Below are 22275 nucleotides of genomic sequence, written 5' to 3'. Positions count from 1 at the left end.
AGTCTGCATAATTTACGGGGATAACGCAGTCGTCTAGCCGATATGCCGCAGTCTCGGCAGCGCTCACTTGCTAAAATGCTGCCCGCCCGCCATATCAAATCCATGACAAACCCCCTGCCCCAAATCTATATCGATGCCGACGCCTGTCCTGTGCGGGACGAGGTTTACCGCGTCGCAGAACGTCATGATGTGCCCGTGCATATTGTCGCCAATAGTTTTATTCGCGTGCCGAAATTTCCGCTGTTTAGCTTTCACCTTGTCACGGACGGGTTTGACGCGGCCGATGATTTTATCGCAGAGCGCGCGGGACCAAAGGTAATCGTGATAACGTCTGATATATTGCTGGCCGAACGCTGCCTTAACGCAGATGCCGTTGTGCTCGCCCCCAACGGAAAGCCCTTTGACAAGAACAGTATCGGCAGCGCGATTGCCATGCGCGCCATTATGGCGGATTTACGCGCAGGCGCAGACATGCCAAACGCGGGCGGCCCGCCGCCGTTCAGCGCGCGGGATAGGTCGGCGTTTTTACAAAGCCTGCATAATGCGGTTGAGGGGATAAAGCGGGGTTAGCGTATTTATGGCAGAGGGTCCGGCGCCTCACCCAACAATGCCTAGCCGTATCGCACGTTTATTGACCATCCAGCCATAGCTGAGCGCGATTAGGCCATAGGTCAGCGCAAAAACTATCAACAACGCGATCAAAAACCCGGCCAAGATCGACATGATCATGTCGCGATTATCAGGATCAATCAAACCTAACGGCGCAGTGATAAGGGATACAAGCAGGAAAATCGCAAAGCTCCCCCGTACAGCGCGTTTGCGCTCCGCATCCGTCATACGGCGGTCATGCGTTTTGAGGAAGTCAACGCCCGCAGTCACAGCGGCAAGCGACGGTATTATGATTTTTAAACCGGTTAAAGAGACCCCTAATATCGTTTCTATTATTGCTGCCAAAACGGTGGCTGCAACTAAGACTAAAGTGAAAATCTTATATTGCGGTTTTAAACTGACCCTATCAATGCCCGTCATAAGTCACCAAGGCGGTCACAGGAATACCCATTTTCGTGATGCGCGCCAACCCGCCTAAATCTGGCAAGTCCACGATAAACGCAGCGCCCACAATTTCCGCCCCGGCTTTGAGAAGCAGTTTTATCGACGCCTCCGCTGTGCCGCCCGTCGCGATCAGGTCATCGACGAGCAAGACGCGCTCGCCTTTGCGGATGCTGTCGGCGTGAATTTCCAGCGTGTCAGAGCCGTATTCCAAATCATAATCTTGGGCATAGGTATCAAAGGGCAACTTGCCCGCTTTGCGGATGGGCACAAACCCCGCGCCCAATTCATAAGCAATCGCGCCGCCTACGGTAAAGCCGCGCGCTTCTATGCCCGCAACATTATCAATATCTTTGGTTTGATAGGGCGCAGACATATCAATAATCGTCTGCGCAAAAGCACGGCGGTTAGTCAGCAGCGTCGTAATATCCCGATACATAATCCCCGGTTTGGGAAAATCAGGAATAGTGCGTATGGTGTCTTTTAGGTTCATAATCGTCTCGGTAATGGTGGCTAGGCGTTGACCTTATCGGTGTCGGGCAGGATATGCGTCTCTTTAAAGGCCATGGCTTCCCAATCTTGGAAATCAGGGTCGGACATCAGCTCGCTGATATAGGTATCAGCGCGCGCAGACCGCGGGATGCCGTAGCTCTCAAACCGCGTGGCTGCGGGGGTGTAAAAGGCGTCCGTTATTGACCAGTCTTTGAACAAAAACGCGCCGTCATGATCGGCCAAAAGGTCCTGCCACAGGCCGTCCATATCGGCGGCGTCGGCTATGCAGTCTTTGGGCATTTTGGTCGATGTACGGCGACGCAGGTTCATCGGCGCTTCATTACGCAGGGCCGCAAATCCCTCATGCATCAACTTTGTCGCTTGGCGGGCTTTCTCGCGCGTGGCCGCATCTGTTGGCCAGAGGTTGGGCACACATTTGGCCAAAAATTCACAAATCGCCAGGCTGTCAGGGATCATCTGCACGCCGTCTGTTGTATGGACTTCCAGCACAGGCACAGTGCCCATGGATGATAGCGCCAATAATTTATCCTTAAACCCGGGCACGTCCAAATCGATGACATTAACCGTGAACGGCAATCCCGATTTACGCAGCACTAACCAAGGCCGCAAAGACCAGCTGGAATAATTATAATTCCCAATGTGGAGTATCATTTTTGACATAGAATATGTGTAGCGCGACAGAGTGGGTCTGTCACGGAAAACTGGTGGGGTTTTAATGCACAATATTATTTATAATGCCGTCATAGCCGCCCCTGTGGCGGCTACCCATGCGCATGACTTAGCATTAGTCATACTGCTTTGACAGATGCATACCCGCCACAAGGGCGGGCATGACGACAAACGATAGGTTTTTAATCTAACCCGCGTCAAAGGCTGCGACGGCGGCGGCATCACGGGGTGTGATATTACTGCCTTCGTTTTGGGCCATCTTGAAATATTTCCAGCTGCGTTCACATTTTTTATAGGCGGCATCCGATGATAAGGCGTGAACGCTCATGTCGGCCGCTTTGGATGACAAATCGCATTCTGACACAATCAGATAATCCGCGAGCGTATCGGACGGGTCAGACGGGTTTGCGTAATCATCTTTGCGCGTCACACCGAGCGCCGTCAGTGCAGAAACCAACGCAGCATCCGTAGGCGCAGTCAGGCGCACTTCAAGTGATGAGCCAATAACTTTATCTTTGCGGAGAGGCTCAATCGTCTCTGACGCTGAAGTGCGGAAGGCACGGATAACATCGATTTTATCAGACAATCCTGCGTCCTTCCACTCGCTCGGCGCGTCGAAATAATCCTGCAAATGCACAGACGTTTCATCCCCCCCGTAAACCCATTGCCAGACCTCTTCCATGGTAAAGGACAAGGTGGGCGCGAGCCATGTGGTCAGGCGCTTGAAAATTTCTTCGACCACGGTGATATAGGCGCGGCGGCGTGTGCCGTGTTTCGGGTCACAATAAAGCGCGTCTTTGCGAATATCGAAATAAAAGGCCGACAAATCCACAGTCAGGAAATTAAACAGCGTCGAGAGAATGCGTTTATGATCATGGCTTTCAACCAGCGCTTTGTGCTCATCCGTAAAGGTCGCGAGTTGATGCAGCGCCCATTTCTCTAACGCGGGCATATCGGCATAATCCACACGCGGGATGTCTTTCGCGTCTTCCAGAACGCTGACCATATAGCGCATGGTGTTGCGGATTTTGCGGTAGGCATCGACATTGGTTTGGATGATTTCTTTGCCGATTTTTAGATCATTTGCCCAGTCGGATGACGCCACCCAAAGGCGCATGATGTCTGCGCCGTATTGTTTAGAAATGTCTTCAGGGCTCATGGTGTTGCCGAGCGACTTGGACATTTTCAGGCCCTTCTCATCGACCACAAAACCGTGGGTCAGCACAGCTTTATAGGGCGCCTCGTCGTAGACCGCGCAGCTCTCCAAAAGCGAGCTTTGGAACCAGCCGCGATGTTGGTCAGACCCTTCGAGGTAGAGGTCCGCACGGTCCGGCAAATCATCCCGGCGTTTCAGGCAAAACGCATGGGTCGAGCCACTGTCAAACCAGACATCGAGAATGTCGTTGACCTTCGCCCAGCCGTCGCAATCCCCGCCCATAAAATCTTCCACAGGAGTTTCAAACCAACCATCAACACCGTCTTTTTCAACGGCGGCCAAGATGCGTGAATTAATTAATTCCGCATCGTCGCGCTCTGTATGAAGCTCACCATTTGGCCCGACAATCAAGGTAATCGGAACACCCCAATTGCGCTGTCTGGAGATCAGCCAATCAGGACGATCCGCGACCATGGTCGACAGGCGGTTACGTCCGCGTTCAGGGAAGAACGCTGTGTCCTCAATCGCGGCCATGGCTTTATCGCGTAATCCGCCCTTGGACATGGACACGAACCATTGCGGTGTGGCGCGGCGAATAACGGGCGCTTTACTCCGCCAGCTATGCGCGTCTCGCAAAGTCATAATCCCGCGCGCAAGCAAGTTCCCGCACTCGACCAGCGCCTTTAAAACTTCGGCGTTGGCTTTGCCGTCTTGGCCGCGTTTCTTGCCAGAGGTGCGGATAACATCGAGGCCTTGCAGACGCGGTGGCATGACGTCGGTGTAACAGCCCGCATCGTCCAGCGTCATGGGGACAACAGGATCAATGCCCAAAGCTTCGAGCTTTGTCGCATTACTCATCCAAACGATATAGTCATCCTCACCATGGCTCGGCGCGGTATGGACAAAGCCTGTACCCGCATCAGCGGTGACATGAGAGCCTTCGAGCATTGGGACGGGGAAGTCGTACTTGTTGTCTGCCCCTTCCATATTGCGGAGGGGGTGGTTGAGAATTAGTGCATCAATTTCGTCTTCACCTACATCACAGAGCCTTTTAGTGGACTTAATCAATCCAGCTTCTGCGATTTTCATCCAGAGATCATCAGCAACAATTAACTTATCACCAACCTTCGACCACGGAGTGAACTCACTCTCGGCCATTTCTTCAATTTCATACAAACCGTAAGTTATATTTTTCGAATAACTTACAGCTCTATTGGCGGGAATAGTCCACGGTGTAGTCGTCCAAATCAAAAGAGAGGCACCTTTTAGTAATTCGAAAGTCTCTATATCGAATGCTTCTAATTCAGCTTGCGCACTTTGATATCGTTGCTCATCCTCGCCAGGCGGCGTTCCTGCGTCATGATCGACGTTAGCATTTGCAAGATACATATCACGCCGGCCCGCGAAACTGTTGTCAGTTGAGGTAACTTCCCGAACAGGAAACTTCACATAAATCTGCGTCGCGCGCTTATCCTGATATTCCACCTCGGCTTCGGCCAGCGCGGTTTGTTCGACAGGGCTCCACATCACGGGTTTGGAGCCGCGGTAAAGCTGGCCCGTTTTGGCAATCTTTAAAAGCTCATGCACGATGTCGGCTTCGGATTGGAAGTTCATCGTTTTATAAGGGTTATCCCATTCGCCGATCACGCCGAGGCGTTTAAATTCTTCGCGCTGAATATCGAGCCAATGCTGCGCGTATTCGCGGCAACGCTTGCGAAACTCGCTGCCGGGGACATCGTCTTTACTCCGGCCTTTGGCGCGAAATTCTTCTTCGACTTTCCACTCAATCGGCAGGCCGTGACAATCCCAGCCCGGCACATAATGCGCGTTATAACCCGCCATTTGTTGGGATTTATTGATGATGTCTTTGAGGATTTTATTCAGCGCCGTGCCCATATGAATATGGCCATTGGCATAGGGCGGGCCGTCATGCAGACAATAATCTGGGCGGCCTTTGGATTGTTCGCGCAGCCGTTCAAACAGGCCAATTTTGTTCCAATACTCAAGCCATTCAGGTTCTTTTTTCGGCAAGCCCCCGCGCATCGGAAAGTCGGTTTTGGGCAGCAGCAGCGTATCACGGTAATCGCGTGTCGGCGTGGTTTCGGTCATAATAATCTCGGATAGAATAAGGGTGTTTGGAAAGGGCAAAATCCCGGCACGCGGTTCGGTCTATGCCTAGCGTGCCGGGCCTATAATTCGGATTATAGACACATGTTCAAACATAGGCGTGGCCTATCACAGCCCGCAAATTTTTCCAAGCCGTAATGAGGCGGCTCAGAACGCTTATTCAGCGCCCTGCTCTGGCACCGCCTCACCGCGGAGTTCCGCCGACCAGCGCCGTATATCATCAATACGTTCTTGGTTGAGCGGGTGAGAAGAAAACCAGTTTTTGCCGCGCAAATCAACTTCGGGCGACGCGTCAGGGGCGGGGTCGGGGTCAAATTCAGCGTCTAGGCTCTGATCGCCTTGGTCATCATATATCGGCAGCGGGTTCCTCGGCTTGGTCAGTTTCATGTCGCCGTTTTGGATGGCTTCAAAAAACAGCGCCATCTTCTCTGGCGGGCGGCCGATGTTATGCATCATTTCCACGGCGTATTTGTCGGCTTGGCTTTCATGTTTACGCGAGAATGATAGCGATAAAAGCGCGCTGCCTTCGAGCAGCAGGTCCTCCAACATCGGCCCCGCGTCACCAGCAATCATATTAATCAACGCCGCCATACCAATGGCGCGGTAGATCTGGCGCAAGCTATGTTCATATTCAACATGGGCAATTTCATGGGCAAGGATTGCCGCCAAAACATCGTCATCGTCAAAGTCTTTAATTAAGGTATCGGTCAGCACAACCGTCCCGCCCGGCAGCGCAAACGCATTGGGCATGGCCGGGCGCATACGGCGAAATTCCAGCGTGTAATCCGGTACACGGTGGTCGCGCGCCTTATGGCGCTGCTGGACTAAATCATCAAAGATGACTCGTAATTCGTCTTGGCGGTAGTCCTGTGTTCGGCTGGGGCGCATCCAGATTTTATCAAGCGAGCCAAGTGTTGCCGTATCAATGCGCGCAGGCACGCCAGCGGGGGTCAGGAACAATCCCAAACCAATGATTAGCGGTATCATCATGCGGTAAAAGGACACCGCCAAAATCGGTGTTAAAATCGCGAAAGGCACCAAATGCCAGCCCGTTTTTTCAAGCTTTGCAATCAGTTTCCAGCGCGCGCGATTATCAAGGCTATCGACGGCGGCGCTTTCATGGGTTTGAAATTGCAACCCATCGGGCAAGTAAATCTTACGCACCAGTGTCGAGAGCTTTGGCTCTATCCGCATTTCGGAGCGCAGGAAATCTCGCCGCATATTAATGGTCTGAAAATTAACGTCCGTAATATCAACTCTGACATCATCGCCATCAACAATCAAACGCCCTGCCCGGCCTTCGCTGGATTGGTTGCGGTAAAATTCGCCTGATATTATTATGCTCATATTTGGGCCTGTTGTTAAATCCCAATGCCCATGTCGATGCCTTCAAGATCGACATATTCGCTGGAGATAACGCCCGCCGTTTCACTAACAGAACTGGCGTAACCGTCAAGCGAGCCGTCCGTTATCAGCGCCGTATTATCGGCCAGATAACGCGCAAAACGCACCCGCCCCCACGGCACTAAAAGCCCAATGGTGAAAATCGCGGCAAATGTATTTGATACAATAATCCAAACATAGCGCCATGGGTTGACGGTGCTTTTAAATTCATGCTGATCATCCAGCACCGTTCCGTTAAAGACGATGTTACGCACGCAGGCTTTATAGAACAGCACACTCGGCAAAATAACAAGGAACATGATACCATATGTAACAAGAATAATAATCATGCCCAGGCGTTCCGGATCACCGTCATAGCCTTCAAGTCTGCCCATCATCATACTGAAAAGAGCGCCAAATCCAGCAATCATACCAATAATACTGACCGCCAATATGCCCAAAAAGGGTTTGTAATATGCCCCCAAGTTGGCATCAAAATCAAACCCACGGTCACCAAATGTGTGGTGGTTAATCGTAAAACGGTTCGCCGCGCGCGAGATAATGGGCGTAATCATGTAAAGCGTAAAAAGGTTCGCAATGGGTAGGAGCAAAAAGGTTATAAAGGCCTCACCATATTCGCCAATAAAATTAAACCGCACATTGCGGTGACTGCTGACCCGGGCGTTAAACATTAAAGCCCGCACAATAATCAATGGGAGAAGCGGCAAAACGACGAGTAACGCAATTAAATATAAAACAGGTGCTAAGAGCTGCAGCGCGACCAAAACCGACAAAACACCAATGACAATTAATTTGCCTTTGAAAAGCTGCATCCCCGTCGCGTGGTAATCAAAATTATGATCATCCACAAAGGTCTGCCCGTAGAAATATTTCTTATTACGAACTTTCGCCCAAGAGGCATAGACGCCCAGCGTCACCAAACTCAGCAGGACATTGACGATCCAAATGCCGAAATATTCTTTGGCCGTACCGCGAAATTGAAATGGATAAACTGTCGGTGTGCTCATGCGTACTCCCCCTTAATCCATGGGTAGCGGAGCTATGGCCACGGCGCAACTCAATATCTGATTGCAAGACAGGCTTTATCAACGCGCACCAAATTCTGTGATTAAATCGCGTTTTATCTTGGCGAGCGTAAAACCAATATTTGAGCGACGCTGCAAAGGGCTTTTCCCGCGTCTTGGCAGGGCGGCAAGGCGTGCCTTATATGGCCCCTCATATTTACTCAAAAGCTCATTATGCATCGACCGTATCATCAACATATGCCCGCCCCGGACAATCACGAAATAGAGTATAAAGAAGCCAACAATCACCGCATTTTGATCAAGCATTTGCGCGCGGTCAGTGATTAATCGAAACGCCCCCAGCGTCAGCAGTAAAATCACAGCCGCTGGCCCGACGCAGCGCAAAAGCCAGCAGCGCAGCGATAACCAATCCTGTTCGAGTTCTCTTGCTGTCATACCGTCTTTACGCATTATTAAGCCTAATCGTTTGGGTCAATTTAAGCACGCATAGATATAGGGGTAGGATGACTTATGAAATTATCGCGGCCGTCATATTTTTCAGCCTTGGGCTGTCTTTTGCGGCAAAGCTAAAAACGATTAATCTTATCTGCGTGTTGGGCGTGGTGGCTTTTCCCGTGGTGATGACTGTGCTTGGCCAAACGACAGCCCAGATGATACCGCATTTGATTGCTGGCGCTGCTGTCTTTGGTTTGGGCTATATCCTCTTTGTAACAGGCAGCATTGACGGCGGTGTAACCAAAGCCGCAGCCCTTGCCGCACTATGGTTACCCACCCAAGCTCTAGCTGATGTGGCAATTGCCGTCGGTCTCTGCATTGGTGCGCTAGCGCTTCTCGCGAGTGCGAGAAAGAAAAATAAAGTCGAGGGTGCCGCGCTGGTTTTATGCGCCCTTACGGCTGGAATTTTCTTGGCCGCGAGTCCTTACGGCCCGCAGCGCTATCAAACCCAATATGCTCTGATGCCGTCGGTCACAGAGGTAACGAATATGGCATCAGGGGAAGATGTGCCACTGTTAAGACTGCGCGGACAAGAGGGTTCGTCCCATAATCCCAACAAATAACGCTTTAATTGGAACCAAACAACGCGTCAGATGTTTCAGATATACACGCTAAGCATATCAGCTCGGCGGTTTATTCAAGGGGATATCATGTCTAACAAAAGCTCAAATAAAAATTTACTTATTGCCATCCTACTCATCGCAGTCATCGGTATTGGCGGATATAGCTATTATCAATCAACGCAAGAACCTGACTTATCCATTGATGTCTCTAAGGACGGCATTGATATTGACACGAACTAAAGTTCGCGCCTTATGACGGGATATCCGTAATACGAATATGGCGCGGATGGTCGGAAAACCGGTCGAGCCATATGGTGATATTGGGATAATCAGAGAGGGTAAATCCACCCTCACCCGCAACATGAGTATAGGCATAAAGCGCGATGTCGGCAATGGTTGGGCCGCCGCCAACAAACCACTGGTTATCCGCCAGATGCGCCTCCATGATATCCAGCGCTTGAACCCCTTTGCTCATCAAGGCAGGAAGTTCATCTGCGCGGTCCTGCGGATAATAGGTTCGGATAAACCGCGCCACGGCGATGGACGGCTCATGTTTATATTGCTCAAAAAACATCCATTGTAGGCACTTGGCTTGGTCAAATACGTTGGACGGCCAGTAGGGCGTGCCTTCGGCAAGGAAGTATAAAATCGCGTTGCTTTCGGCTATCGTGCGCCCGTCGGATAATTCCAGCAGTGGGATTTGGCCAACAGGATTGCGCGACTTGTAATCCGCCGTATGAGTCTCACCTGCAATAATGTCCAAATTCACCCAGTCATATTCAAGCGCAAGGTAGGACAAAAGCAAACGCACCTTATAGCTATTGCCGGACGGAAGATAATCATAGAGTTTCATAGCGGGCCTTATGGTCATGGTTAAGCAATCAGAGTTCTTGCCAGTCAAAGCTATAAACGCTAGGCCGCCGTAACGCCACTAATGATGCATTTATGACAAAGCCAATAGATCATGCGCCCACGACAGAGGGACAGATAACGCGAGCAAGGCGCTATGCGCTGCTGGTCCTTATCACGGTTCTTGGGCTGTTGTATATTGGCTTCATCGCGACAACCGCCAATCATGCGATTATTGAAAGCCATAGTTTTCGCCAAACCCAAACCGCAATCAGCACCTATTACCTGATAGAGGACGGCCTGACATTTAATTATATCACGCCCGTTTTCGGCACGCCGTGGACCATCCCTTTCGAAGCACCGATTTATCAAATTTCTGTTGCGCTATTTGCTAAAATATCCCCGCTTGGCCTAGACGCCAATGGCCGCATTGTCAGCGCGCTTTATTGGCTCGGCTGCCTTATCCTAGGCTATCGTATCCTCTGGTATTTATTCCCCGCGCGCAAAACCACGGCACGGATATTTATCATTCTCGCGCTGTGCTCCCCGCTTTATATATTCTGGTCTCGTACCTTTATGATTGAAACCACAGCGCTGTTTTTCGGCCTCGGATTTTTATATGCACTGATGCGGTTCACAGATAAAGGTGGCTGGATAGCGGCCATTACCGCGACCCTTTTAGGCGTTTTATGCGTGCTCACCAAAGCGACAACTTGGCCTGTTTTTGTGGTCGCGGGGGGGATTTATTATCTCTTGCAAAACAAAGCTGTTATCACCGCGCTGCGCCCCGCCACACTGACAACAGCTGACACCATCACCACCATCAAACGCGGCGCAGTCTTGCTTATTGCTGTTCTTATCGCGCTTTACATTGGGCTGTCATGGACGACGCATACAGATGTTTTGAAAAAACAATCCATGGTCGGGTTTTTTCTAGCCTCTGATAATTTATCGCTGTGGAATTTTGGCGATATGTCCACGCGCTTTACAAAAGAATTTTGGATAGACCTGATCAAAGACCGCGCAATCCCCGAAGCGATTGGTCAATTTTGGTGGGTAGCAGTCTTTCTTTTCATAGCTCTTTTAGCCTTAAGAAACCGCGCTTCACACTGGCGAAAGACACTCACCCTTACCTTCACCTCAATTTTGCTTTTCCTCCTGCCAATGGTCTTGTTTGCTAATCTGCATATTCAGCATGAATATTACCAAGCGGCCAATAGCATCTTTTTAATTGCCGCCGTCGCCAGTGTTATAGGCGCGTTATTAGAGGCGGGGAAACATTTCAAAATTATCGGCAGCCTTGGTTTGGTCGCAGTGGTGGCGGGGCAAATCATAACCTTCACTGACGGTTATTATAAACTCACAACAAACCCATCAGAGTTCACAGATCAACCACCGCATCAAATCGCGCTTTTGGTGAAAGAACGTGTTTCGACCCATGGCACGTTGATGACATTGGGGCTGGATTGGTCATCCCATGTTTTTTATTACGGACAGCGTAAAGGCATGGCTGTGCCGCTTTGGATTGAACAGGGATATATCAAGATGATTATGGATAGACCATCACGAGTCTTGGGCGAAAAACCGCTCGCGGGGATTGTCGACTGTATCTACAAAGAACACTCCAAAGACTACCCAATAGAGCAAGCCTTGATGGATCAATTCATAGAGGACAGCATTACCGACCCCAAAACAAGATGGGACCGTGTCGAGGCAGGATATTGTACGCTGCATTACCGCATAGATTTATAGGCTTTTAACCCCGCATGCGATAGGCTACAGCGGAGCGCCCATGGGGCACAGTCGCGCAATAAGGTTTTCATGGTCATGGACAGTTTGGTACAGACACAAACGCCCCTTGCGAAAATGCCCCTTGTCCTTGACCTTGACGGGACCTTTATCCGAAATGATTTATCGCATGAGCTTTTGCTCTTAGCAGTCTGTTATCACCCTTTGGCAACACTGCTTATTCTATTCAAATATCTCGGGCAGAAGCAACGGCTAAAAGCTGCGCTCTTTGACCTTGTCGGGCACAGAATTAACGTCGCGACCCTGCCCTATAACGACGCCGTCATAGCCCAAGCCAAAGCGGCCAAAGCCCAAGGCCAAGCCGTGATTTTATGTTCTGGCAGTGACGAAAGATTAGTGCGCAAAATTGCGAGCCAGTTTAAGTTTATCGATGACAGTTTCGGCAGCACACAAGACGTCAATCTAACCAGCGCCCGTAAGGCCGCCTTTTTAAAATCGCATTATCCAAAGGGTTTTGACTATGTCGGTAATGCGCGCGCGGACATAGCGGTCTGGCAAGACAGTCAGAATGCCTTTGCCGTCAACCCGCCAAAATCCGCCCATCGCGTGACATCCAAAATCGGAACCCCCGTTCAAATCATCGATAAAAGCCAAGGCGGATTAAAGGCCGTTATCAAGGCATTACGCCTTCATCAATGGGTGAAAAACCTTCTTTTATTTCTGATCCCAATACTCATCATCGACCGCATAAGCGTTACGGATTACGGCGCCTTACTCCTTGGATTTCTGGCCATGGGTGTGCTGGCCAGTGCAACATATGTCCTAAACGATTTAGTCGATATACAACATGACCGCGCCCATAGCCGCAAGAAATTCAGACCCTTTGCCAGTGGCGCGCTGCCTGTGCCCGCAGGTGTCTTGATTGTGATGATGGGGCTTGCTTTAGCGGCAGTGATGGCGTGGTCAATTAATGCGGCGTTCTTTGCGGTGCTGTGTCTATATCTAGTGCTGACCCTGGCTTATTCTTTTTATATTAAACGCGTGGCCATTTTTGATGTGCTGACACTGGCCAATCTGTTTCTGATACGTGTCGCGGCGGGTGGCGCAATTTTATCAGAACCCGTCTCCCCTTGGCTCGCCTGTTTTATCGTGGCGTTATTCCTCAGCTTGTCCTTAGTGAAACGCTATACTGAAGTGAATAAACAGGTCGCGATAGACAGCAATACATCTGAATTAATTCCGGGACGGGGATACCGCCGCACAGACGGTCCTATTATTTTGGGCTTTGGTATTATGTCATTGGCGATGACACTTGTGGCCTTTTCACTCTATGGATTAATTGCTGAAAACCCAGCCCTCACATCCCCTTATGGCCTGTTTGCGGTTGGTATTATCCTTACCTTTTGGATGATGCGGATGTGGCTTTTGACGTACCGTGGAGAGATGAATGATGACCCCGTTTTATTCGCCATCAAAGATCCGTTAAGCCTCGTTTTGGGATTGCTCTCGGTGATTATTGTGCTGGTCGAAAAAGGGGCGTTATTATCATGACAATGCCCGTTAACAATTGGGGACGCCTACCACACGCCGCGCAAAATCGTCGCCCTGCCCGCGCGCATAGCCCACTTGATTTTAAGCACGCATTAGACGGCGCGCCGACGCTACTGCCGCACGGTATGGGGCGCTCATATGGCGATGTGGGACTAAACCCTGACGGCACGCTGTTACAAATGACGGCGCGTGATCATATTATCAGCTTTGATAAAGACAGCGGTATTTTACGCGCCCGCTCTGGCCTGACGCTTGACGCATTGCTGCGCGTGAGCGTGCCCCAAGGCTGGTTTATTCCCGTCAGCCCCGGCAGTAAATTTGTCACCCTCGGCGGGGCGATCGCCAATGATGTCCACGGCAAAAATCACCATAAAGACGGCAGCTTTGGCGCGCATGTCTTGGCCTTATCCCTTGTCCGCTCTGACCGTGCGCCGATGGTTTGCACGCCAACCAAGAATAAAAAAATGTTCGCCCTGACAATCGGCGGCTTGGGATTAACGGGCATCATTGATTGGGTCGAGTTAAAATTAAAACCCATAAAATCTGCCTATCTGGATGTTGAAAATATACCTTACCGCTCGCTGGATGAATTCTTTAAACTCTCCGCCGACAGTGCCGATTGGCCCTATAATGTTGCTTGGGTGGATTGCTTTGCGCCCCAATCAAAATTGGGTCGCGGGATTTTCACCCGCGCTAGGTTTTCGGATTACGGCGGGCTGAGCCCCCATGACAGCGAGACTAAATTCCGCTGGCCTTTCCCAACACCCGCTTTTCTTCTTAACCGTTTTACTATCGGTCTGTTCAATACGTTATACCGCATCCGCCCCGGCGCGCGGTACAAAGGCCGCGCCCATTATGACCCTTATTTTTATCCGCTGGATAGTATCGCTGATTGGAATAAATTATATGGTCGCAAGGGTTTTTACCAACATCAATGCCTGATCCCGCAAGATTGCGCCCAAGACGGTATCCGCGAGATGCTGTCTATTATCAAACACTCTGGCCAAGGGTCTTTTCTGGCGGTTTTAAAACATCACGGCACAGAGCCCTCACCGGGTGTTATGAGCTTTTGCAACATCGGACCGGGCGTTAGTTTGGCGCTTGATTTTGCTAATAAAGGCGAGAAAACACGCGCGCTTTTAACAAAGCTTGATGACTGTGTGGCCCGCCACGGTGGCCGTAATTACATCGCCAAAGACGCGCATATGTCAGGGAAATTTTTCCAAGACAGCTATCCAGACTGGAGCACGCTTGAGGCTGCCCGTGACCCGAAAATTATGTCCTCTTTCTGGCAACGCGTGATAGAAACGCCCTCTCAGAATTCAACCCCAAAGGCCCCCGCGTCATGAGTAAGACCACCCCCTTAAAAAGCTATGTCATCCTCGGCGGCACCTCCGCTGTCGCTATGGCCTACGCCCGCATCATCGCCGCCGATGGGGCCGATATATTATTGGTTGGGCGCAACAAATCTGCGCTGGCGGATAATGTTGCCGACCTCGCCGCGCGCACAATGGGGCGAGTCAGTTCTTATAACTGCGACCTGTCGGGGGTGAGTGCGATTGATAAACATTGGGACGCAGTCAAAGACGCCGCTGGGAACATCGATAGCGTATTCATCGCTTACGGTGTGCTGGGTGACCAAGAAGAAAGCCAAATAGATAGCAAAGCCTTGGCCAAGTCGCTGCAAACTAATTTTACATCCGCCGCCATCTGGGCAGAGAAAGCCTTTGATCATTTTGCCTTTCAAGGGCACGGAAAACTGACCATCATCGGATCAGTGGCGGGTGACCGGGGGCGGCAATCCAATTATCATTACGGCGCCGCCAAAGGTGCGCTGGAGATTTTTGCAGACGGTATGGCCCACCGCGCTGCACAAACGGTCGGCGCGGATATCAATGTCCTGCTGGTCAAGCCTGGCTTTATTGATACGCCCATGACCGACCATCTTGATAAAGGCGGCCCGCTGTGGGCAAGCCCAGAGACAATCGCCAAGATTATCCGCCGCGCGGAACGCAAAGGCCGCAGCAAAATCTACGCGCCTTGGTTCTGGCGCTTTATCTTGCTACTAATTCGGATGACGCCAAATTTTGTGTTCCATAAGACTAAATTATAATCATGGCCGCGCTTCGCAAAGACAGTAAAATTGTCATCACGGGGATTGCTGGCCTTGTCGGGCAGAACCTATCTTTGCGTCTGCATGCGGCGGGCTATTCCAATATTCACGGCATCGATAAACATACCAAGAACCTATCAATCCTGCGCGAGACCCAACCTTGGGTCAAAACGATGGACGCCGACTTGGCGGAACCGGGATCGTGGGCAAATATGCTGAAAGACGCCGATATCGTTGTGCTCAATCAAGCCCAAATTGGGGGCCTGGATTATACAGATTTCGAACGCAATAATATCACCGCGACACAGAATATTCTGGCCGCTGTTAATCCCAAAGCTGCCCCCTTTATTATTCATATTTCCTCTTCGGTGGTGAACTCCAGCGCTGATGATTTTTACACGCGGTCTAAGACAGAACAGGAGAGGATTGTAGTCAATTCCAGCCTGCCGCATTGTGTGCTGCGCCCGACCCTGATGTTTGGCTGGTTTGACAGAAAACATCTGGGATGGTTGCGGCGGTTTATGACCAAGACGCCTGTCTTTCCTATTCCGGGAAACGGCAAATATATTCGCCAACCCCTATACGCTGGGGATTTTTGCGAAGTGATTATCGCCTGTATGCAAAGCCAGCCCAAGGGTGAGATTTTCGATATTTCAGGCCAAGACAAACACAGCTATATCGACCTTATTAAAACCATAAAACGTGTCTGCGGACTCCGGACATGGGTTATCAAAATACCCTATAGCCTGTTTTATGCGCTACTGTGGTTAGCGGCCAAAGTCATGAAAAATCCGCCTTTCACCACGGCACAATTAAAAGCCCTTATCATCCCCGAAGAGTTCCCCGTGACCGATTGGCCAACACGGTTTACTGTCACCCCAACCCCGTTTGAAGCCGCCGCGAGAGAGGCTTATACCGATCCGCGCTACGCGGGTATTACCTTGGATTTTTAACCGTGAGCGCGAATACACATTTTGATCTTATCGTGATTGGCGCTGGGGCCATGGGCCTTGCGAGCGCCTATGAAGCGTCCAAATCTGGTCTATCCGTTTTAGTCCTAGAAGCGGGCGATGTGCCGGGCGGCATGGCGGCGCATTTTGATTTCGACGGGCTGTCGCTGGAACGGTATTACCATTTCATCTGCAAAACTGATTATGACAGCTTTGCCCTTTTCAAAGAGCTCGGCATTTTTGACCGCCTGCAATGGCGCGCGACAAAGATGGGATATTACTATCACGGCCAGTCTTATAAATGGGGCAATCCGTTGGCGCTTCTTTCTTTTCCGCATTTGACCCTGATTGAAAAATTCCGTTATGCGCTCATGGCGTTTTGGGCGACTAAGCGCAAAAATTGGGATGCCGTCGAGCCGTTGACCGCGCCGCAGTGGCTGCAAAATACGCTCGGCAAATCGGGCTATGACAAATTGTGGGCGCGCTTGTTTGAGCTTAAATTTTACGAGCATACTAAGGATATAAGCGCCACCTGGATTGGCACGCGGATCCGCCGCATCGGCCTGTCGCGGCGGTCCTTGATGCAAGAAGAATTAGGCTATCTGGAGGGCGGGACGGAAACGTTGGTCAGCGCGCTGGTCAAAGCGGTTGAGGCGACGGGCGGCATGGTGAAAACATCGGCCCCGGTCACATTGGTCGAACGACAAAATGCTAGCCTTCATGTCAAAACACCGTTGGGTAAGTTTACAGCGGATCACGTCATTTCCACCGTGCCCACACCTTTAATCTCTCGCATGATACCGTCCTTGCCCAAGGGGGTGAAAGAACAATATGACGCCATTCCCAATATCGGCGTGGCCTGTCTTATTTTTAAGTTGAAAAAATCCGTAACTGAAAACTTCTGGCTCAATATTATTGACGACAACCATGCCGTTCCCGGTCTTATCGAGTTTTCAAATCTGCGCCCTGTTGAGGACGCCCATATCGTTTATGTCCCCTATTATATGCCCGTGACTAACCCGCGCTGGGCGTGGTCTGATGCGGCGCTGCTGGATGAGGCCTTTGCCGCGATTACGGCGGCTAATCCCGATATGACAAAGGATGACATTCTGGCGACCCAAGTCAGCCGCCTGAAACATGCGCAACCCATCTGCTATCCCAATTTCAAAGACATGTTACCCCCCGTTCAAACAGAGATAGAGGGCCTGCAAATCGCGGACACCTGTTATTATTATCCAGAGGACCGAGGCATATCGGAAAGCATCGGCTTTGGACGGATGATGGCCAAATCCGTCATCAACAAAAAATCATGAAATCACAGTTTTTCAAATTCCTTGTGACGTCGGGTATCGCAGCGATTGTGAACATTGCGGCGCGCGCGGGACTCTCCCAAGCCCTAAGTTATGATGTTGCGATTATTACGGCTTATATTATCGGTATGGGAACCGCCTATATTTTGGCGCGGCAATTTGTTTTTGACCCCTCTGGCAAAGCGCCGAGCCGCGAAATGGGCGGCTTTATTGTGGTCAATATCATTGCGCTGATACAGGTCTGGGCGGTGAGTGTATTGCTCGCGCGCTGGGTGTTTCCGACGTTTGGGTTTGACTATTACCCCGCGCTCGTCGCGCATATTATCGGCGTCGCCAGCCCAGCCGTAACGAGTTACTTTGGGCATAAATATATCTCGTTTAGGCCTAAACCTTAGGCGGCTTTCTTTTGCACGACTTGCAAAGCCGCATCGCCCAAATCACGCCAGTCTGGATTTTTACGCGTAATCAACGCGTCAACCCATTCCCGCGAAGCCCCGCGTAACGCTTTGGCGCGCTCGGTAGCGGCCTCTATCGTCGGGTAGCGTTCAATATACACCAGACGGTCAATGCGAAAGGCATCAATTTTTGAGCGCCCAATACGGTGCTGCGTCAATCGCTGTGCCAAATTGCGCGTGGTGCCGATATAGATAGGACCGTGTGACGGGCCAGAGAGGATATAAAGATAATGATGTTTCATAAAGCAACCTTGGTATATATTTGTGAACAAAAAGTGAACATATGATATTTTCATCCACAAATGCACCATATTGATACACTTTCGTCCTGTCAGGTGATTTACAGGGGTTAATGAGGGGTAAATAGCGAAAATGCCAAGCGGCTATACCCCCGCGCGTGTCACGCAGGGTGGCTCAATCAAAAATGTAAAAGTCTTAAGGCGGATAGGGTCGCGGCGGCGGCGCTGTGTGATCATCGCGGCGCGGCGCAGACTCTCCCTGTCTGTCACGACGCCTGTGCGGCGTATGTGAGCGGCGCGGTATAATTTCATCCGCCGTCAGGGGGATAAGTTTTGCAAAAGGCGACCGCATGGGCGGTGACTGATATGGGCGATGCGGGGCCTCATCACGGGGCCTAGACAGGCGCGTATAAAAACCCTGCGGCATGGGCGCGAGGCAAAATTGTTTTGGGCCTGTCTTAAGTTTCCCAGCATGAGATGTCCCAGAGTGAGGTATTTCGGCATGAGCGGATGACCGCGGCGCAGCTGTGTCAGCGGCGTTTTGGCGATTATGCGGCCCGCGCCTGTCTGCGCCAATACCCTTGCCGTGCCATGCCGTCCACCGCTCCCGCCAGCGCTGTATCGCGCTAAACCCGCCCAGCTGCGCGATCACGCGCGCCCGCCAGTCGGGATCAGACAACATGCGCGCTTTCATATCGCGCTGATAGAGCCAAACATGCGTATCGATAATCATCCGCACAACCCGCCCTATTGTGCGGATCAGCTTTGTGATCTGGCAATGATTTTTGTGACTGTCAGCCGCCAGCAAAGCCAGACGCGCCGTCAGGATCTCAAATAAAAGCCGTAACTGGCCAAGGGTATCATCATAAAATTCCACCCAATAAGGATGCATGAGGATATCAGCAGGGGAAGATAATTTGTGAATTGGGTGGTTTGGGGGAATGGGAGATTTGGGCTTTACGGACATAAGCGAGTCTGTAATCTCAAACACTAGCAGCGGCAGCTATGGCGCGATTTGGGGATGCTGACGGATGTCAGCTAAGGGGGCAAGCCGGACCTCCGAGTTAGAAAACTTCGTAAAACAATAAATAGACTGAGGAACCTACATGAGCTAGGCTAATTGATGTAGTAACACTGCGTTCAGACAACGTTTAGAAACTTAATACATGGCCAACAAATCCAGAAATGTAGCTATCATTGGCCTCGGCACCTTTGGTGTCTCTGTCGCTAGAGAATTAACCCGCATGGGGGACAATGTTCTGGGTATTGACGACAACCCTGCGCGTGTGAGTATGATATGCGATGAGATAAAATCATCTATTCAGGTTGATGCAACTGATGACAAAGCTCTCTCGCAATGCGCACTTGAGACTTATGATGCCGTCTTAGTGTCCATTGGTGAAAATACTGAGGCGAGCATTCTCACCGCCATGAATGTGATGGAATTGGGATGCAAGCAGGTTTGGGTTAAAGCGCAGACCGAAACGCAGCGAAAAATCTTGAAAGCAATAGGTGTCCACCACGTTGTTCTTCCCGAGCAGCGCTTCGGTACGCATATCGCTCAGATTATCCATAACCCTTATGTCGATGACTTCATGTCACTTGGCGACGGACAATACGTCGTTATGATGGAGGTCCATTCTTCTTTGGCCGGTAAGTTATTGAAGGAATTTAAATTCGAGAAGTCTCACAATATTTCGTGTATGGGCGTTTACACTGATTGCGTGTTTTCTAGTCCAGCTGAATTTAAAGATGCTTTGAAAGAAAATGATAAGATCATTTTATTCGGCACGCGGAGTCAGTTGCGCAAATTCTCCGACGCGAACTAGTCTGCCATGAGACGCTTTCTGGATTTGCCAGCCCCCGCTTTGCTGGCACTGCTATATTTAAGTTGGATTACGGTTGGCGCCTTATTGTTGATGTTACCTATCGCATCCACTGACAGCATCACTTGGTCAGATGCATTCTTTACGGCCACCTCAGCTGTCACGGTGACCGGCTTGGTCGTCGTCGACACCGGAACGGCATTCACCACATTCGGGCAAGGTGTCCTCATGCTGTTGATACAGCTTGGGGGCATGGGCCTTATGACGTTTGCAGTCCTAGTTCTCTCATCCCTAGGCATGCAAATTGGTCTGGGGCAGCGCCAATTTCTTAGGGAAGAGATGGGCCTGTCCTCTCTGGGGGGATTACTCGACATCGTTTGGGTTGTGTTCAAAGTTGTGTTGGTTTGTGAGGTGATAGGCATGGCCATCATGGCACTCGTTTTCGTGCCTGACTTCGGTTGGGGTGAAGGTCTATGGCAGGCTGCCTTTCATTCCATCTCCGCTTTCAATAATGCAGGCTTTTCATTATTCTCTGACAGCCTCATGGGCTATGTCGATAATCCACTCATAATATTTACGATTTCCGTGCAATTTATTGTGGCTGGTCTGGGCTTCGCGGTACTGTCTGATATTTTAGTCTATGGAAAATGGCAGAAGTTCTCTCTGCACACGCGTTTAATGTTAGTCGGAACACTCAGCCTAATCCTTATCTCCTGCTTTGGGTATGGAGTGTTGGAATGGAACAACCCTGAAACACTGGCTGGTTTGGCAACTTCAGGGGAGAGAGTGAACGCAATATGGTTCGAGGCCGTCACCCCTCGAACGGCTGGTTTTAACTCAATGAATACGGCGGCCATGAAGGATAGCACAACACTTATGACGATGGTTCTGATGGTCATCGGCGGCGGCAGCACATCTACGGCCGGTGGCATTAAGGTCACTACCGCTGTGGTGCTCCTACTCGCGACGATAGCATTTTTCCGCAATTCCGGAAAAATGAGAGCATTCGGATACAGCGTGGGATTACAGCAAGGCTTGAAAGTGATGGCGCTGTTGACAATAAGTCTTTTCGTTATTTTAGCGGGTTTATTCTTGATCGTTGCAACGCATGAAATAGACTTTTTAATGGCGGCATTTGAAGTCACCTCTGCCTTCGGAACAGTTGGATTGAGCCAAGGCGCGACCGGCGAGCTCAATGACTTTGGTAGAGCAATCATTTGCTTGATAATGTTCTTAGGGAGGCTTGGCCCTTTGACCCTTGGGTTCTTCCTCGCATCGAAAACAACACCGAGAATACAATATCCCGAAGGCTCTATTTACCTTGGTTAGTGTCAAAACAATGGAAATGCACCCAACTCAAATGGTGTCTCGAAAATGGGCCATTCTTGGTAAATTAAGTCGCTCAGTTAATGTCCGCTATGAGGATTTAACCTCCCAATACCCCTAGCCGTCTTTTTGAAAGCTATCCCATTGCCCGCGGAGTTTCATGAGGCGCTCTAGGGCGGTTTCCAGCTCTTCGCGGTCGTCCTCCGATAGGCCGCTTGGCGCGGGCGTTGGCGGAGCTGGCGGCGTTGACGTATCGCGCGCTGTGTCGTCCAACATACCCGCGTGATAATCTGGCTCATCATCCTCTGTGATGGGTTCGACCAAATCGAGGACGGGTGGTTGGTGCGTTGCGACAGGGGGCGGTGAGACTGGGGGCGGCGAGACTTGGGGCGGCGAGACGGGGCTCGGCGTACCAATGGGGCGCAGGATTGTGTCGTTATTGGCGGCGGGCGCTGGCATTGTCTCAACTGTAGGTGGGGTGTCAACAGCAGGCGGAGTCTCAACAACAGGCGGGGTTTCAACCACGGGCGCAGCGGGCGCTGGTTTGGGGGCCGTGTCTTCGGCTTTGACAATCCGCTCTGGCACAAGGACGGTGTCCTCTACCGCTTTGGGTTTGGCGGCGCGCTCTACAGAGCGGCCCAATTCCAAAACACGGGCGGCGCCTTTGACACGGATAAGCTTTTGCACATCTTTAATCGGGTGTTTTTCATCATGCAGCAGGATTTTAATCCCGCGCAGAAATTCAATATCTTCAGGACGGTAAAAACGCCGCCCACCACCGCGTTTCATCGGCTTAATTTGCGGGAATTTGGATTCCCAAAAGCGCAAGACATGGGGCTGCAAGTCCAGCTCTTCGCCGGCTTCGCTTATGGTTCTAAAAGCTCGTGTCGTTTTCGACTGCATAT

General features: G+C 50.9%; 23 protein-coding genes. 12 read left to right on the top strand and 11 right to left on the bottom strand.

Going from position 1 to position 22275, the window contains the following annotated elements; translation table 11 throughout:
- Window positions 1-102: 102 nt before the first annotated feature.
- Window positions 103-570 (top strand): YaiI/YqxD family protein, encoded by a 468-nt coding sequence (locus AB6B37_RS04210; protein ID WP_371398407.1) that lies wholly within the window; start codon window positions 103-105, stop codon window positions 568-570.
- A 27-nt stretch (window positions 571-597) separates the two neighbouring features.
- On the opposite strand, the gene AB6B37_RS04205 is transcribed toward AB6B37_RS04210, so the two are convergent.
- The 7 genes from AB6B37_RS04205 to AB6B37_RS04175 all read right to left on the bottom strand — a co-directional run bounded on the left by AB6B37_RS04205 (window position 598) and on the right by AB6B37_RS04175 (window position 8394).
- Window positions 598-1029: an ABZJ_00895 family protein gene (locus tag AB6B37_RS04205; protein ID WP_371397654.1), complete on the bottom strand. Its 432-nt coding sequence runs from the start codon at window positions 1027-1029 to the stop codon at window positions 598-600.
- Complete coding sequence (locus AB6B37_RS04200; protein ID WP_371397653.1) at window positions 1016-1543, bottom strand: adenine phosphoribosyltransferase; 528 nt, start codon at window positions 1541-1543, stop codon at window positions 1016-1018. Before AB6B37_RS04200 ends, AB6B37_RS04205 begins: the two co-directional genes overlap by 14 nt.
- A gap of 20 nt (window positions 1544-1563) precedes the next feature.
- A complete protein-coding gene (locus AB6B37_RS04195) occupies window positions 1564-2223 on the bottom strand; it encodes a glutathione S-transferase (RefSeq protein ID WP_371397652.1) in 660 nt (219 codons plus the stop codon).
- Window positions 2224-2419: 196 nt separating this feature from the next.
- The gene (gene ileS / locus AB6B37_RS04190) at window positions 2420-5497 is read right to left on the bottom strand and encodes an isoleucine--tRNA ligase (RefSeq protein ID WP_371397651.1); all 3078 of its coding nucleotides are present in this window, start codon (window positions 5495-5497) and stop codon (window positions 2420-2422) included.
- A 174-nt stretch (window positions 5498-5671) separates the two neighbouring features.
- On the bottom strand, window positions 5672-6862 hold the full coding sequence (locus AB6B37_RS04185) for a M48 family metallopeptidase (protein WP_371397650.1): 1191 nt from the start codon (window positions 6860-6862) through the stop codon (window positions 5672-5674).
- 14 nt (window positions 6863-6876) lie between these two features.
- Entirely contained in the window at window positions 6877-7926 is a 1050-nt protein-coding gene (locus AB6B37_RS04180) for a YjgN family protein (protein ID WP_371397649.1), read from the bottom strand.
- Window positions 7927-8004: 78 nt separating this feature from the next.
- Window positions 8005-8394 (bottom strand): hypothetical protein, encoded by a 390-nt coding sequence (locus AB6B37_RS04175; RefSeq protein ID WP_371397648.1) that lies wholly within the window; start codon window positions 8392-8394, stop codon window positions 8005-8007.
- 53 nt (window positions 8395-8447) lie between these two features.
- Between AB6B37_RS04175 and AB6B37_RS04170 the strand changes: the two genes are divergently transcribed.
- Together AB6B37_RS04170 and AB6B37_RS04165 are read left to right on the top strand one after the other, a co-directional pair.
- On the top strand, window positions 8448-9002 hold the full coding sequence (locus AB6B37_RS04170) for a hypothetical protein (protein ID WP_371397647.1): 555 nt from the start codon (window positions 8448-8450) through the stop codon (window positions 9000-9002).
- Between the two features lie 87 nt (window positions 9003-9089).
- Window positions 9090-9242 carry a hypothetical protein gene (locus tag AB6B37_RS04165; RefSeq protein ID WP_371397646.1) on the top strand — a complete coding sequence of 51 codons (153 nt, stop codon included), beginning with the start codon at window positions 9090-9092 and terminating at the stop codon, window positions 9240-9242.
- 10 nt (window positions 9243-9252) lie between these two features.
- Here the strand turns inward: AB6B37_RS04165 and AB6B37_RS04160 are convergent, their stop codons facing one another.
- A complete protein-coding gene (locus AB6B37_RS04160; RefSeq protein ID WP_371397645.1) occupies window positions 9253-9855 on the bottom strand; it encodes a glutathione S-transferase family protein in 603 nt (200 codons plus the stop codon).
- A gap of 92 nt (window positions 9856-9947) precedes the next feature.
- Between AB6B37_RS04160 and AB6B37_RS04155 the strand changes: the two genes are divergently transcribed.
- From AB6B37_RS04155 to AB6B37_RS04125, 7 genes are all read left to right on the top strand, one after another.
- A complete protein-coding gene (locus AB6B37_RS04155) occupies window positions 9948-11603 on the top strand; it encodes an ArnT family glycosyltransferase (protein WP_371397644.1) in 1656 nt (551 codons plus the stop codon).
- A gap of 69 nt (window positions 11604-11672) precedes the next feature.
- Window positions 11673-13151: a UbiA family prenyltransferase gene (locus AB6B37_RS04150; protein WP_371397643.1), complete on the top strand. Its 1479-nt coding sequence runs from the start codon at window positions 11673-11675 to the stop codon at window positions 13149-13151.
- Complete coding sequence (locus AB6B37_RS04145; RefSeq protein ID WP_371397642.1) at window positions 13148-14500, top strand: FAD-dependent oxidoreductase; 1353 nt, start codon at window positions 13148-13150, stop codon at window positions 14498-14500. Before AB6B37_RS04150 ends, AB6B37_RS04145 begins: the two co-directional genes overlap by 4 nt.
- Complete coding sequence (locus AB6B37_RS04140) at window positions 14497-15264, top strand: SDR family NAD(P)-dependent oxidoreductase (protein WP_371397641.1); 768 nt, start codon at window positions 14497-14499, stop codon at window positions 15262-15264. Before AB6B37_RS04145 ends, AB6B37_RS04140 begins: the two co-directional genes overlap by 4 nt.
- Window positions 15265-15266: 2 nt before the next feature.
- A complete protein-coding gene (locus tag AB6B37_RS04135) occupies window positions 15267-16217 on the top strand; it encodes an NAD-dependent epimerase/dehydratase family protein (protein WP_371397640.1) in 951 nt (316 codons plus the stop codon).
- Between the two features lie 2 nt (window positions 16218-16219).
- Window positions 16220-17527: an NAD(P)/FAD-dependent oxidoreductase gene (locus tag AB6B37_RS04130; protein WP_371397639.1), complete on the top strand. Its 1308-nt coding sequence runs from the start codon at window positions 16220-16222 to the stop codon at window positions 17525-17527.
- Window positions 17524-17919, top strand: coding sequence for a GtrA family protein (locus AB6B37_RS04125; RefSeq protein ID WP_371397638.1), 396 nt, complete (start codon window positions 17524-17526; stop codon window positions 17917-17919). The genes AB6B37_RS04130 and AB6B37_RS04125 overlap by 4 nt, the downstream gene beginning before the upstream one ends.
- Here AB6B37_RS04125 and AB6B37_RS04120 read toward each other — a convergent pair.
- Together AB6B37_RS04120 and AB6B37_RS04115 are read right to left on the bottom strand one after the other, a co-directional pair.
- Complete coding sequence (locus AB6B37_RS04120; RefSeq protein WP_371397637.1) at window positions 17916-18221, bottom strand: GIY-YIG nuclease family protein; 306 nt, start codon at window positions 18219-18221, stop codon at window positions 17916-17918. The two genes, AB6B37_RS04125 and AB6B37_RS04120, sit on opposite strands and share 4 nt — an antisense overlap.
- Window positions 18222-18414: 193 nt before the next feature.
- On the bottom strand, window positions 18415-19185 hold the full coding sequence (locus AB6B37_RS04115) for a hypothetical protein (protein WP_371397636.1): 771 nt from the start codon (window positions 19183-19185) through the stop codon (window positions 18415-18417).
- 199 nt (window positions 19186-19384) lie between these two features.
- Here AB6B37_RS04115 and AB6B37_RS04110 point away from each other — a divergent pair, with 199 nt between their 5' ends.
- Together AB6B37_RS04110 and AB6B37_RS04105 are read left to right on the top strand one after the other, a co-directional pair.
- A complete protein-coding gene (locus AB6B37_RS04110; RefSeq protein WP_371397635.1) occupies window positions 19385-20047 on the top strand; it encodes a TrkA family potassium uptake protein in 663 nt (220 codons plus the stop codon).
- Between the two features lie 6 nt (window positions 20048-20053).
- A complete protein-coding gene (locus tag AB6B37_RS04105; RefSeq protein ID WP_371397634.1) occupies window positions 20054-21373 on the top strand; it encodes a TrkH family potassium uptake protein in 1320 nt (439 codons plus the stop codon).
- Between the two features lie 114 nt (window positions 21374-21487).
- Here AB6B37_RS04105 and AB6B37_RS04100 read toward each other — a convergent pair whose 3' ends face one another.
- Complete coding sequence (locus AB6B37_RS04100) at window positions 21488-22273, bottom strand: MerR family transcriptional regulator (protein WP_371397633.1); 786 nt, start codon at window positions 22271-22273, stop codon at window positions 21488-21490.
- Between the last annotated feature and the right edge of the window lie 2 nt (window positions 22274-22275).

It is taken from the genome of Fretibacter rubidus (assembly GCF_041429785.1).
GTDB classification, from domain to species: domain Bacteria; phylum Pseudomonadota; class Alphaproteobacteria; order Caulobacterales; family Maricaulaceae; genus Fretibacter; species Fretibacter rubidus.
Note: the sequence above shows the minus strand (reverse complement) of the source record. Positions and strands in the feature narration are given on the sequence as shown.